At 42.0% G+C, this 14,602-nt stretch carries 12 protein-coding genes; 11 read left to right on the top strand and 1 reads right to left on the bottom strand.

Annotated features, from left to right (window positions below):
- Positions 1-221: 221 nt before the first annotated feature.
- From NPE20_RS16175 to NPE20_RS16205, 7 genes are all read left to right on the top strand, one after another.
- Positions 222-536, top strand: coding sequence for a hypothetical protein (locus NPE20_RS16175; RefSeq protein WP_256539719.1), 315 nt, complete (start codon positions 222-224; stop codon positions 534-536).
- 16 nt (positions 537-552) lie between these two features.
- The gene (locus tag NPE20_RS16180; protein WP_256539720.1) at positions 553-3,114 is read left to right on the top strand and encodes a DUF5686 and carboxypeptidase-like regulatory domain-containing protein; all 2,562 of its coding nucleotides are present in this window, start codon (positions 553-555) and stop codon (positions 3,112-3,114) included.
- Between the two features lie 47 nt (positions 3,115-3,161).
- Complete coding sequence (locus NPE20_RS16185) at positions 3,162-3,638, top strand: MarR family winged helix-turn-helix transcriptional regulator (RefSeq protein WP_256539721.1); 477 nt, start codon at positions 3,162-3,164, stop codon at positions 3,636-3,638.
- Positions 3,639-3,744: 106 nt separating this feature from the next.
- The gene (locus tag NPE20_RS16190) at positions 3,745-4,347 is read left to right on the top strand and encodes a TetR/AcrR family transcriptional regulator (protein ID WP_256539722.1); all 603 of its coding nucleotides are present in this window, start codon (positions 3,745-3,747) and stop codon (positions 4,345-4,347) included.
- Between the two features lie 310 nt (positions 4,348-4,657).
- Positions 4,658-5,794, top strand: coding sequence for an efflux RND transporter periplasmic adaptor subunit (locus tag NPE20_RS16195; RefSeq protein ID WP_256539723.1), 1,137 nt, complete (start codon positions 4,658-4,660; stop codon positions 5,792-5,794).
- A 113-nt stretch (positions 5,795-5,907) separates the two neighbouring features.
- On the top strand, positions 5,908-9,108 hold the full coding sequence (locus tag NPE20_RS16200; RefSeq protein ID WP_256539724.1) for an efflux RND transporter permease subunit: 3,201 nt from the start codon (positions 5,908-5,910) through the stop codon (positions 9,106-9,108).
- A gap of 71 nt (positions 9,109-9,179) precedes the next feature.
- Positions 9,180-10,595 (top strand): TolC family protein, encoded by a 1,416-nt coding sequence (locus NPE20_RS16205; protein WP_256539725.1) that lies wholly within the window; start codon positions 9,180-9,182, stop codon positions 10,593-10,595.
- A gap of 72 nt (positions 10,596-10,667) precedes the next feature.
- On the opposite strand, the gene NPE20_RS16210 is transcribed toward NPE20_RS16205, so the two are convergent.
- A complete protein-coding gene (locus NPE20_RS16210) occupies positions 10,668-12,560 on the bottom strand; it encodes a chloride channel protein (protein ID WP_256539726.1) in 1,893 nt (630 codons plus the stop codon).
- A gap of 150 nt (positions 12,561-12,710) precedes the next feature.
- Between NPE20_RS16210 and NPE20_RS16215 the strand changes: the two genes are divergently transcribed.
- The 4 genes from NPE20_RS16215 to NPE20_RS16230 all read left to right on the top strand — a co-directional run bounded on the left by NPE20_RS16215 (position 12,711) and on the right by NPE20_RS16230 (position 14,566).
- A complete protein-coding gene (locus NPE20_RS16215) occupies positions 12,711-12,944 on the top strand; it encodes a hypothetical protein (protein WP_256539727.1) in 234 nt (77 codons plus the stop codon).
- 22 nt (positions 12,945-12,966) lie between these two features.
- Positions 12,967-13,422, top strand: a complete 456-nt coding sequence (locus NPE20_RS16220) for a DoxX family protein (RefSeq protein ID WP_256539728.1) — start codon at positions 12,967-12,969, stop codon at positions 13,420-13,422.
- Positions 13,423-13,483: 61 nt separating this feature from the next.
- Positions 13,484-14,188 (top strand): Crp/Fnr family transcriptional regulator, encoded by a 705-nt coding sequence (locus NPE20_RS16225; protein WP_256539729.1) that lies wholly within the window; start codon positions 13,484-13,486, stop codon positions 14,186-14,188.
- A gap of 6 nt (positions 14,189-14,194) precedes the next feature.
- On the top strand, positions 14,195-14,566 hold the full coding sequence (locus tag NPE20_RS16230) for a hypothetical protein (protein WP_256539730.1): 372 nt from the start codon (positions 14,195-14,197) through the stop codon (positions 14,564-14,566).
- Positions 14,567-14,602 lie beyond the last annotated feature (36 nt).

Below are 14,602 nucleotides of genomic sequence, written 5' to 3' on the forward strand. Positions count from 1 at the left end.
CCGTCTCACTTATCGTTTATATGGCATTTGGGTGTATTTAATACACTATATGTTACCCTACCCTGCCAACCTGCAATTTAGGTTCAAAAGGTAACAAATGTCATACAAATATCTCTCGGGCTGACTTTTGTCATCAAAAAGTTAAATATCGTTAAAGTAGTAAATTTAGTTGACCATTTTAGTCAACTTGGTTTACATTTGCAGTGTTATTTATCACAGCAATGAAAACGTTATCTCTACCCCAGCCAAATATCAGCTCTCTTTTCAAGAGAAATACTGAGCATGCAGCTGTTTCACAAAACACAAATTCTACATCAACTGCAGGCAAGCGGAACAACCGTACCATGTCTGCCGGCGAGTACATTATCAATGTTTTGGGAGAAGGTTTTAAACAAAATTTCTTGGGTGCTGATATTAACATGGAGTTTTTAACGCTTACTGTTCGCAGTTATGCAACATCAACAGTTAAAGTACTTCGCAAACTGGCAGTTAAACCTGCCGCAAAACAACAAAATACAAATCACGCCTCTATCTAAATTCACAGCATATATAATGAAACGTTTACTCACCCCTATTTTTAATAAAAGTATCATACTGATACTTGTTTTGCTTTCATCCTTAACAAGCCTGCATGCACAAACTGTTGTACGCGGTGTTGTTACCGATGCTAAAACAAAACAGCCCATGTCATACGTAACGGTATCATTTACCGGCACAACGCAAGGTGTAGGCACTAACGGCCAGGGCCGTTACACATTATCAACTACCGATAATACCATTAACCAGATAAAACTATCTTTTGTAGGGTACAAAACCGTTGTCCGCAATGTTACGCCCGGCCAGGATCAAACTATAAATATCGCCTTAACAGAAGACAGCCATTCTTTAAACGAGGTTGTAGTAAAATCTGCCAAAAAGAAAAAATACAGTAATAAGAATAACCCCGCGGTCGAGCTTATTCGCCAGGTAATTGCCCACAAAGCACAAAACCAAGTTGAAAATTATAACTATGCCGAGTACAAACAGTACGAACGCATGAATTTCTCTTTAAGTAACCTGAGTGATAAATTTCGTAACAAACGCATATTTAAAAATTACCAGTTCCTGTTCCGCGAGCAGGATTCAACTGCTATAGGCGGTAAAACCTTACTACCAATGTACCAGGAAGAAAAAACATCTGATAATTACTTCCGTAAGGCGCCTTATGCTAAAAAACAAATCATCACTGCCAACAAACAAGTAAAATACGACGAAAACTTTGTTGACAACCAGGGCCTTACCGCTTACTTTAACCGCATGTATCAGGATATTAATATCTATGATAACAACGTATCGTTATTAAGTAACCAGTTGTTGAGCCCTATTGCAAACAGCTCGCCCGATTTTTACAAGTTCTTTATTACCGATACACTTAAAGACGTTCAGCCAAACTTAATAGAGCTGAGCTTTACCCCACGCAACACCAACAACCTTTTATTCGAAGGTAAAATATATATCACCATGGATGGCAACTACGCCGTTCAGAACGCGTTGCTAACCGTAAACAAAAACATCAACTTAAACTTTGTGCGCCAGATGCAGGCCGACCTGTCATTCGAAAAGAATAATGACGGCAGGTACCACCTAAGCCAAAGCGACCTGAAGATAGAGTTTGGTATCAACAAAAATAAAGGCGGCGGTATCTACGGCGAGCGTTTGGTTACCATCAACAATTTTGTAATAAACAATGCCCGTACCGAAGAAACCTATAAAGGCCCGGCGCAGGTTATCGCGTTAAATGCCGAAGATAAAGATGATACCTATTGGCAAATGACCCGCCCTGATACTTTAGACGCGGCATCTGCAAGCATATACAAAAACATTGATAGCCTGCAAACTATCCCATCGTTCAAAAAAACCATGGACATTGCCACACTGGTACTGGCTGGTTACAAAAACTTTGGGACATTTGAAGTTGGCCCTGCCAACACTTTCTACAGCTTTAACCCGGTAGAAGGTTTCCGTGTACGTGTGGGTGGCCGTAGTACCCCTATGCTAAGCAAACGTTATTATTTTGAAACTTATGGCGCTTACGGTACCCGCGACGAAAAATTTAAATACTTTTTAAGCAGTACCTACTCGCTCAATAACAAATCTATCTACTCGTTCCCGCAAAACTATATAAGGGCAAGTTTCCAGCACGATACAAAAATACCGGGTCAGGAGCTGCAGTTTGTTCAGGAAAGCAACTTCCTGCTGTCGTTTAAACGCGGTGCAAATGATATCTGGTTATATAATGATATCTTCCGGTTAGATTATGTGCACGAGTTTACCAACCACCTGTCATACTCGTTAGGTTTCAAAAAATGGAACCAAACACCTGCAGGTTCGCTTTTATACCAAAACTTGTTGCCAAACGGTACATTGAATAATATTGACCTTATTCAAACTACCGAGCTATCTGCACAGTTACGCTGGGCACCGCACGAAAAATTTTATCAGGGTAAATTATATCGTACCCCAATACCTGATAAGTACCCTATTTTCACCCTTAACTATACACAGGGTATAAAAGGTTTATTAGGCGGCGAGTATAACTATCAAAACCTGATAGGTAATATCAGCAAACGCTTTTACCTGTCGCAATTGGGCTTTACAGATGTAAGTACCGAAGGTGGCTACCTGTTTGGCAAAGTGCCTTTCCCATTATTGGATATACACCACGCCAACCAAACCTATGCTTTCCAACTACAGTCATATAACTTAATGAACTTCCAGGAGTTTGTGAGCGACCATTACGCCAGCATAGCTATTGACCATAACTTTAACGGATTTTTGTTTAACCGCATACCGTTATTAAAGAAACTAAAACTACGCGAGATCATCGACTTTAAGAGTTTATGGGGTGGTGTACGCAGCGAGAACAATCCCGCTAACGACCCATCATTGTTACGTTTCCCTGGTAGTGGTGCAGGCACTTATGCCCTGGGCAGCACACCATATATGGAAGGCAGCGTGGGTATTGGTAACATATTTAAGTTACTGCGTGTAGACCTGGTTAAACGTTTCACTTATCTTGACCATCCGGGCGCACCGGAATGGGGTGTAAGGTTCTTCGTAAAGTTTGATTTTTAACTTATATTCGTAAACCAGGTTGACATTTAATTGTTGTATATACTATCATGGAAAACCCTTGTGTAATGACTGAAGAAACCAAAAAAGTTGCCCCAAAGCTGGTATACCTGCTTAAGCGCCTTTTGGATGAGTGGATGGGTAAAAAACTTTGCCGTATAGATCAACCGGGATTTAATGCCGCTCATCTGCCCCTGTTTATGAGTATTGGTAAAACCGGTATATCAAATAACGAACTGGCAGCCAAAATGAACGTTACCAAACAGGCTACAAGTAAAATAGTAAAAGAGCTGGAAGCCATTAATATGGTAAAAAGCGAAAAAAGCCCTGATGATGCCCGTGTAGTAATGCTGCACTTTACACCTGAGGGTGAGGCCTTTTATCATAACTTAAAAAGCCAGGTAATGGACCTTGAAACCCAGTACAAAAAGGTAGCAGGCACCAAAAATTACGAAATTGCTATAGAAGTGATGCTGAAGCTTGTAAAGTTTCATGAAGAAAATAACTGCATCGAAGAAAAATCATAAAATAATTTAAGTTTTACTAAGTAAATGACAATAGAATGAAACGGTTTTTAATTTACCGTTGTACATTTGCTTAACACTGTTAAATAATCTAATAGGACTAAAAGAAATGGCCAGCAAGGATAGGATACAACGATTGAAAGAGGAAACCAGGAGTAACATCCTGAGTGCCGCTTTGCAAATTGTTAAGGAAGATGGATGGCAGGCCTTAAGTATGCGTAAAATAGCCGATGTAATTGAATACACCGCCCCTATTATATACGAATACTTTGCTAATAAGGAAGCGATATTATTAGAGCTTACCCGTAAAGGTTTTTTATTATTATCAAACGATCTGCAGGAAGCAAAAGATAAATACACATCGCCGGCAGATCAGCTGGAGGCTATGTGGCTTGCTTACTGGAACTTCGCTTTTGCAAATAAGGAATTATACCAGGTAATGTTTGGTATAACAACCAACTGTAGCTGCGAGATGGTAAATAATTTGGCCGAGGCCGAATTGCCCTGGGAACATTTCGCCACATCGATAGGTGAGTTAATGAAAATTGATGATCTTAATTCGGATGTGATCTGTACAAAATATTATACTTTTTGGTCGATAGTACACGGGTTAGTGTCTATCAATCTTTTAAATCGCGGTGATTCTGATGCCATAAACAGGCAAGTGTTAAGGGATGCTATAACAGGCATTATTAGATCTATCACCCCTTAATTAAAGTTTTAACCCTTGTTAATTATTAATAAGGTTAAATAAAGTTCAAACTATAAAACTCACGCTTATGAAAACTATAACTATTCTTCTCCCCCGCTATTTAACAGTGTTAAATAATCTAACAAGGTTAATATCTTATTCATATTATCGTTAGCTACGGTGATATCCGCAGTAAAAAACGAAACATATACTATCGAATACAACAATACGCACAACAATGTACAATACAACAAAAACAACCGACACTATATATATAAACAGCTTGCGGGCTGCTCTAACACCTATCAACTCACCATCAAAATTAATCATCATGAAAATTATCTTAATAGCGATAATCGCCATTTCATTATTCAGCTGTTCACCAAAGCCGCAAACGGCGCAAGCCCCACCTCCACCGGCATTGCCTGTAGCGACAGTAGCAACAGGTAATCAAACAACTTATCAGGAATACCCTGCATCTATAGAAGGTACCGTAAACGTTGAGGTTCGCCCACAAGTTAGCGGTTCGTTAGATAAAGTATTTGTGGACGAAGGCGCATTTGTAAATGCAGGCCAGCCAATATTTAAAATAAACGAACAACCATATCGCGCAGCATTAAACAACGCATTAGCAAGTTTACATGCGGCCGAAGCAGCTCTGGGAAACGCCCAAATAGAGGTTGATAAATTAACCCCGCTTGTTGCTAACAAAGTAGTATCAGACTATCAGTTAAAAACAGCTAAAGCTACCTATCAGGTTGCCAAAGCCAATATCGAATCGGCAAAAGCAAACGTTGCTACCGCGCAGATCAATTTAGGTTACACCTTAATAAAAGCCCCTGTTAGTGGTTACATTGGCCGCCTGTTAAAAAAACAAGGTAGCCTGGTTTCTCCGCAGGATGTTGAAGCTTTAACGCAATTATCTGATGTGCACGATGTGCATGTTTACTTCTCTCTTGGCGAAAAAGACTTTGTAGGTTTTAAAGACCAATACGAAGGCGCTACGCTTAAGGACAAGCTTAAACACCTGCCATCAGTATCATTATTATTAGCCGACGGCAGCGAATACGCTAAACAAGGTAAGATAGATGTAATTGACGGCCAGTTTGATAAAACTACCGGCGCTATCACTGTAAGGGCAACTTTCGCTAATCCGCAGGGCCTATTACGTTCGGGTAATACAGGTAAAGTTCGCCTGAGCCTGCAACATAATAATGCCTTGATCATTCCTCAATCGGCTACTATCGATATGCAGGATAAGGTGTTCGTGTACGCTTTGGCGGATAGCAACAAAGTGAAAAAATCGCCTATCACCATTATAGGTACAAGCGGCGAAAATTACCTGGTTAAAGATGGTGTTAAAGCCGGCGACCAGATAGTACTTAGTGGCATCGACAAATTACAGGAAGGTATGGTTATAGCCCCGCAAAAATCTGTTGATAAAGCAGCGGTTGTAGCGAAAAACTAAGGCCTCACCCTGCCCTCTCCAAAGGAGAGGGTTCAAACAAAAACTATGCTTCTTAAAGCCCCTCTCCTTTGGAGAGGGGTTGGGGAGAGGCTTCACTCATAAATATTAAGACAATGTTTAAGAAATTCATAGACAGGCCGGTACTATCGACCGTTATCTCCATCTTATTGGTGATAGTGGGGATACTTGGCTTAACCAAACTGCCCTTAGAGCGTTTCCCTAATATTGCCCCGCCGGCAGTATTGGTATCTGCTGTTTATCCGGGCGCCAATGCCGAAACTATTTTACGTTCGGTAACACCTTCTTTGGAAGAAGCAATTAACGGTGTAGAGAACATGACCTACATGACCTCTACAGCCAGTAACGATGGTACATTAGGTATTACTGTTTACTTTAAGCAAGGTACCGATCCTGACCAGGCAGCGGTGAACGTGCAAAACCGCGTTTCGCAGGCTACAAGCCAGTTACCCGCCGAGGTTGTGCAATACGGTATCACTACCACCAAACAGCAAAACAGCTTTATTGGTGCCATGGCCATTTATACAGACGATCCTAAAAAATACGATCAGACATTTGTGGCCAACTACGCACAGATCAACATTGTACCCGAGATAAAACGTATCCCGGGTGTGGGCTCGGCCAGTATATTTGGTGGGGTTAAAGATTACTCGATGCGTGTTTGGTTAAACCCTACACAAATGGCAACGTACAAAGTTACGCCTGCCGAAGTAATGGCTGCCATACAGGATAAAAACATTGAAGCAGCTCCGGGCCGTTTCGGCGAACGCAGCGATCAATCATTTGAATATGTAATTAAATACAAAGGTAAACTTACCAAACCAGAGGAATATCAGAACATTGCCATCCGTGCCAATGCCGATGGTTCTGTACTGCATTTAAAAGATGTAGCCCGTGTTGAATTGGGTGCTTACTCTTATAACAGCTACAGCAACCTTAACGGTAAGGACGGTGTTATTATCGGTATTATACAGCTATCAGGATCAAATGCTAACGAGATACAAATAGCTATTGATAAGCTGATGGTAAAAGCAGCTAAAGATTTCCCTGTCGGCATTAAATACAACCAGTTCTATCGTACCAAAACAGACCTGGATGAATCTATAACCCAGGTTGAGCATACGCTGATAGAAGCTTTCGTGCTGGTGTTTATCGTAGTGTTTATCTTCCTTCAGGATTTTAGGTCTACCCTTATCCCGGCTATAGCAGTCCCTGTGGCTATTATTGGTACGTTCTTTTTCATGAACCTCTTTGGCTTCTCCATCAATCTGCTAACGTTGTTTGCATTGGTGCTCGCCATTGGTATTGTAGTGGATGATGCCATTGTGGTGGTGGAGGCGGTGCATGCTAAAATGGAGCACAACCCGGGCCTCACCCCTAAAAAAGCCACAACCGAAGCAATGCACGAAATAACCGGCGCTATTATATCCATTACCCTGGTTATGGCTGCTGTGTTCTTACCGGTAAGTTTCATGTCGGGTTCTACGGGGATATTTTACAAACAGTTTGCATTGACCATGGCTATCGCCATTATCATATCAGCTGTTAACGCCCTAACATTAAGCCCGGCACTGGCTGCATTGTTCTTAAAGAACAAGCATACGGATGATGGCCAGCCTGCTCCTAAACAGGGTTTTGTAGATAAGTTTTATGCAGGTTTTAACGGCAGCTTTAACTATATCACTAACAGGTATGTTAGCAGCATAAAAGTGCTTATTAAAAATAAATGGGTGAGCATGGCCGGCCTTGCGGTGTTAATTGCTGTAACCGTGTTTATGGTGAACAGAACCAAAACAGGCTTTATCCCTACAGAAGATCAGGGCTTTGTGGCCATAGCGGTTTCAACCCCATCCGGTACTTCGTTAAGCGGTACTAACAAGATCTTCAAACAAGCCGAAGATCAGTTGAAAACTTTACCATCAGCAAGGTTCGTTACCGCATTATCCGGTTTCAACTTCTTAACACAGTCAAGCAGTCCATCTGCGGGTGTTATATTCCTGTTGTTAAAACCTACCGACGAGCGTGGCGCTGTAAAAAACATTGATGAGATCCAAAACATAGTAAGGGGCAAATTAGGTGCCGTACCGGGTGGTACATTCTTCGTGTTCAGTTTCCCAACCGTTCCGGGATTTAGTAACGTGGAAGCGTTGGATGTGATGCTGCAGGACAGGACTAACGGCAAACTGGATAAGTTTAGCGGTATTGCCAATAACTTTATTGCCAAGCTAATGCAGAAACCGGCAGTTGCTTATGCCTTTACATCATACAAAGCCGACTACCCTCAATTACAATTAGAAATTGACGACGAAAAGGCTAACCAGTTAGGTGTAAATGTGAAGGACATCCTATCAACCATGCAGGCTTACTTTGGTACCGCACAGGCTTCGGACTTTAACCGCTTTGGTAAATATTACCGTGTGGTGGTACAGGCTGATATTGCCGACCGTACCGATCCGAAAACTATTGACCGCGTGTTTGTAAAAAATAAAGCAGGCGAAACCGTGCCTATTAACACCCTGGTTAAACTAACCCGTGTGTATGGTTCTGAAACCGCGTCACGTTATAACCTGTTTAACTCTATCCAGATAAATGCTATTCCTAAACCGGGTTATAGCTCGGGTGATGCCATAAAGGCCATAGAGGAAACAGCAAAAGAGCAATTGCCGCAAGGTTTTGCATACGAGTTCTCGGGCCAAACCCGTGAAGAGATCTCGTCAGGCGGTCAGTCTACCGTTGTGTTCCTGTTATGTTTGGTGTTTGTATACTTCCTGTTATCGGCACAATACGAAAGTTATATCCTGCCATTGGCGGTTATACTTTCTATCCCTACCGGTTTATTTGGTGTGTTTGCTGTACTGGGCATAACCGGTATCGAAAACAACATCTACGTACAGGTAGCGCTGATCATGCTCATCGGTTTGCTGGCAAAAAATGCCATCCTTATTGTAGAGTTCGCGGTGCAGAAACGAAGGGCTGGCTTAAGCCTGGTTAATGCAGCCGTTGAAGCAGCAAGGCTAAGGATACGCCCAATTGTGATGACATCGCTGGCCTTCGTATTCGGTTTATTCCCGATGAGTATTGCCACCGGTCCATCTGCACAGGGTAACCACTCTATTAGTATTGGTGCCGCGGGCGGTATGGTGTCTGGAGTAATATTGGGCTTATTGATAATCCCTGTTCTGTTTGTGATCTTCCAGCATCTGCAGGAAAAAATTACAGGCGTGCCGCTTTCAAGGCACCTGGATAAAAATTACAACCCGGACGCCCAACCTGCGCAAGCAATAGAAGCACACTAATTGCCTCGCCCTGCCCTCTCCAATGGAGAGGGTTGGGTAAGGCTCTAACAAAACATTAATCACACAACACAATGAAAAGATATATCAATACATTCGCCTTTATGCTCTTATTAGCATTAAGCGCATGTAAAGTTTCAAAAGATATTGAAACACCCAAACCTGCATTGCCTGTTGCTTTCAGGAATGCACCTACAGCAAGCGATACCACAAGTATTGCTGATATACAATGGAAAAACTTCTTTACCGAAGCTACCCTGCAAAAACTGATTGACAGCGCCATCGTTAATAATTACGATATGCAGATAGCTGTTAAGAACATAGAAGCATCGCAGTTATTGTTTAAACAGGTAAAATGGAACTATACACCACAGGTAAACCTGAATGTAACCGCAAGCACCAATCGCCCGTCAGACAATAGTTTGAATGGTTTAAGCCTGAGCACTTTTGGGGTAGGCACAAAACACATCGAAGATTACTCTGCCAACCTTGGCCTTTCATGGGAGGCTGATATCTGGGGTAAAATTCGTAACCAAAGCAAAACTGCTTTGGCTCAATACCTGCAAACTAATGAGGCTAAAAAAGCGATCCAGACTAACATCGTAGCAGGCGTATCACAAGGTTATTATAACCTGCTGATGCTTGACGAACAGCTAACCATCGCCCAAAAGAATGTAAAATTGAATGATAGTACTTTGCGCATTATCCGTTTACAATACGATGCCGGGCAGGTAACTTCATTAGCTGTACAACAAGCCGAGGCACAACGCCTGGCAGCCGCACAATTGGTACCTCAGTTTGAACAGAATATCACTATACAGGAAAATGCCCTGCGTATCCTTACCGGCGCATTGCCAGACAGGATTGAACGCAGCAATACCTTAAGTAACATTCAGATCACCGAGAACCTGCCATCTGGCTTACCATCAGCAATTGTTAGCCGCAGGCCCGACGTAAAATCGGCCGAACTGGCCCTGAATATTGCCAATGCACAGGTAGGTATCGCTAAAGCAAACATGTATCCATCATTAACTATTACAGCTTCGGGTGGTGTAAATTCATTTAAAGCAAGTAATTGGTTTAATATCCCTGCATCTTTATTCGGTACAGTTGCCGGTGGCATTACACAGCCCTTGTTTAACCGCAAAAAACTGAAAACCCAATTCGAGGTTGCTAAGGTTGATCGCGAGAAAACAGTATTGCAGTTCCGCCAGTCGGTATTAAATGCGGTTGGTGAAGTATCTGATGCTTTGGTAACAATTGAAAAACTAAAAACACAGCAAGCTATTGCAGCAAACAGGGTAACTACATTGCAACAAGCTACCGGCAATGCCAATCTGTTATTCAGAAACGGTTTGGCTACTTACCTTGAGGTTATCACCGCACAAGGTAACGTACTACAAAGCGAACTTGAAGTGGCTTCCATCAAACGTGCGCAGTTAAGCGCCGTATCTAACCTTTACCGCTCATTAGGTGGTGGTTGGAAATAAGAACTAAAGATGAGTGATGAGTGAAAAGCCGCTCCTTCGATTTTCGAAGGGCGGCTTTTTTATGAAATTGAATTACGCCTTATTGTCCTCGTTATTCAAATTAATAAGCTTCTTACCACGTATAACCATCTTCATGCGCTGGCGTTTAAGGGATATCTTTGTATGCAGGTTTTCGTTTTTGCTGATATTGGTTTGATAAGCCTTTATGATATCCTTATACGTTAACACACCTATTACTTTACCATCCTTACCGGCAGACAAGATCGGCACTATCTCCGTATTGTTTTTCGACATGCTTTCTACCGCGCGATGAAGCGTATCGTTACTTTTAATGGTAGTGCCATGCAGCGGAGCTACCAGATCGCTCAATTTCGCAGTGGCATCCATGTCGCCGTTGTATATGTCGGTTATTTTTAGCGTTCCGCTATAATTTTCATTGTTATCTATTAAAATAAAGTAATTATCGGCTACCTTATTTTTGCTCAGCCAGTTTTTTACTTCTTTAATAGTACTATCGGCGCTCAATACAATCGCATCGTCGTTTATCACATCAGATACAAACATTTTTTGCAGGATATCCGGCTCAAATGAATCGGGTGTTGAAATCCCACGACGGGCTATCTTTTCGGTCATGATGGTGTTTTCCATCAAAAAGAATGATACAATGTAAGCGGCAGTACAAGCACCCAACAAAGGCAGCAAAGCATGCGATTGCAAGGTAGCTTCCAGCGCGAATACAATACTGGTGATGAACGCCCTTGACGCCCCGGCAAACATAGCCGACATGCCAATTAATGCGGCCATTGGCAAGGTAATACCCGCATCAGGGAAGTAGGATAATATTATTGAACCGATAATTGCACCCGAAGCGCCACCTATGGTTAACAAAGGCGCCAGCGTACCGCCTGATGTACCGCTGCCCAGGGCAATAGCCCACGACAAAAATTTAAACAGGCATAAACTAACTATAAGCGTTAAAGGCCAGGTCCCCGATAAAATACCGGTAATATTATCATACCCTACACCAAGCGTATGCGGCGCAAAGTAGCCAATAACACCAACTGCTAAACCACCTATAGCCGGCCACCACATCCAATGGATGGGCAGTTTTTCAAAAGCATCTTCAATAAAATAAACAATTTTGGTAATACCTAATGATAGCAACCCTATTAAAAGCCCCATAAAGCTATAAATACCAAGCGCCAGGTTTGATGGTATGGCCAGATCTGGCATTGGGAACACCGGCCCCGATTCAAATAATAAATGATGGCCCGCCGCGCCTGTTATACAAGCCAGCGCTACCGGTAGTATTGATTTCGGCGAAAACTCGAACAATAAAAGTTCTATCGCCAGAAATATAGCGGCTATTGGTGTACCAAATATGGCCGACATACCCGCTGTTGCGCCTGCGGCCAAAATAATTTTACGCTCGTTTGCCGTAACTTTAAATAGCTGCCCCAGGGTTGAGCCTAAAGCACCGCCCGTTGCAATAATAGGCCCCTCAGCGCCAAACGGCCCACCCGTACCTATAGCAATGGCCGATGATACGGGCTTTAAAAAGGTAATGGATGGTTTAATATTACTCTCGTTAACCAATATCTGCTCCATAGCCTCGGGTATGCCGTGGCCGCGTATGGCTTTTGAACCATATAAGGCCATAAAGCCTACAATTACCCCGCCTATTGCCGGTATTGCAATTACCCACATACCCAAATTATTAGCTGCCGGGCTATGAAAGGCAACACTAAGCTGGCCATAAAAGGCAATATTGGTTACCACGTTAATAAGCGAAACCAGCACTTTGGCAATTAAACTTATAGCAACAGCTACACCAACGGCGTATACACAAATGCGTAAAAGCCTTGCCTTTAAAAAGGTCGATTTTTTTACCGGGTCTGTGTCGTCATCAAGCTGGGTTAATAGTGGAGAAATGGGGATACCGTTCTTAAGATTACTTTTTTTCATAAAAAATACACAATTCAAATGCCTCAGTATTGTTTTCACAAGCAAACATGAGGCCATGTTAAAACAAATTTGATTTTTTTATTGTTTTAACAATATATTTGCAAATATATAAGTTAAATTTGTAAACTAAAACATTGTTAATACAAGATTATGAGAAATTCAGGTAAAGTACTTATCGCGCTTGGTGTAGTTATTATGCTAATTGGTTGCTACATCTTCAGGAACCTTAACCATGTAAGCGCTGTCGATTCGCATTCATGGACCATTAATTTGAATGGTATCAATTCTTTTCCCTGGGTAATATTCAGCGGTTTTGTTATATTTATGGTAGGTATATCTTTTGTTATCGCCACTACTAAAGAGATCCACCAAAGGATAAGCTAAACCGTATTTAAAGCTGTAATGTATGAGCGTAGTTACCAAAATTGAAAAATGGGGAGACAGGCACCACCCTGCCGTTTTAGATTTATTACGCATAATGCTGGGGATATTCCTGTTTTTAAAAGGACTTAGCTTTATGGAAAACATGAGCTATTTGAGGTGGATAATTGAAGACCAGCAACTGTTAAATTTATCCCCCTTTTTTCTTAAGGCTGTTATGTACTATGTAACTTTCGTTCACATGGCTGGTGGCATACTCATTACCCTTGGCCTGCTTACGCGTTTATCCTCGCTTTTACAGCTACCCATTGTTATTTCGGCACTGTTCTTAATTAACATATTTCGTTCCGAGCCCAATAACGATCTGTGGCTCTCCATTTTTGCTTGTGTGCTGCTTATCATTTTCTCACTCATTGGTTCGGGGCCGTTATCGCTTAATAACCTGTTGTCGTTAAAAGAGCAAGATAATACCAAGGGTTAAGCATTACTGTTAAAAGTATGCTGTTCTTTGCTAATATTGCAGCCGCAACGTTTTGTAAATAATGAAGGAAACTAAAAACACCTGTAATTTAAATAATTGCTTTTTGTGCACGCATAGCGTTAAAGACTGGATACCGGCAATTGGTGCGCACAAAACAAACTTTATTGTAAAAAAGGGAGAAAGTATCTTCAAAGAAGGCGACCCGGTTAAGGGTATTTATTTTGTGTATACCGGTAAGGTTAAAGTACATAAACGCTGGAATACCGATAAAGAGCTTATTATCCGTTTTGCCCAATCGGGCGATATATTGGGGCACATGGGGCTGGGTAACAATCCTGTTTATCCGGTAGCAACTACTGCTTTAGAACCAACAACCCTTTGTTATATTGATCTTTCTTTTTTTGAATCCACCCTTAACGTGAACCATAAGTTTACCTATGCCTTAATGAAGTTTTTTGCCGATGAGCTGCAAAAATCAGAAAAGCGGATGCGTAACCTGGTGCACATGCCGGTTAAAGAGCGTATTGCCCTGGCAATGCTTAACCTTAAAAGCTTATTTGGCTCCGACGACGCAGGCGCTATAAATATCGAGCTTACCCGGCAGGACCTGTCAAGCTACGCGGCGGTATCATACGAAACGTGGTTCAAAGTAACTCAGGATTTTATCCAGGAAAACCTGATATCCGTAAGCGGTAAAAGCATCACCATTTTAAATGAACCGGTTTTGCAAAAACTGGTTAACGATGCCAACGAGGGGTTTGAGTAAATAAGTATGGGCGTTGCCTGCGGCCGGGCTCTCCGCTCATACTGCACAAGCCTTAACCACGGGCCGGTATCCGCTTTTATCCCTAACGCAAACCCTGATTATAAGGATACACTGCAGCACAGTCATCTCTCATCTATTCATGATATTTACTGGCATTATAAACTAACCACTTACTTTAGCCTGCCGATTACAACCCGCATGAAAAAACTATTCATCATCCTTTGCCTTATTATCCCCTATTTCGCGCAAGCACAAACCACTGCACAACCACAATGGAAAACGCATTGGATAGGCACAGCAAACAGCCCCGATACAGCGATTAACACCTGGCTGGCTTATCGCAAACAAATAGATCTGAAACAAGTCCGCAAATGCTGATACAGGCGATAAGGATGACCATATCAGGTTTAAAGT

The organism is Mucilaginibacter aquariorum (assembly GCF_024498135.1).
In the GTDB taxonomy this organism is placed as follows: Bacteria; Bacteroidota; Bacteroidia; order Sphingobacteriales; family Sphingobacteriaceae; genus Mucilaginibacter; species Mucilaginibacter aquariorum.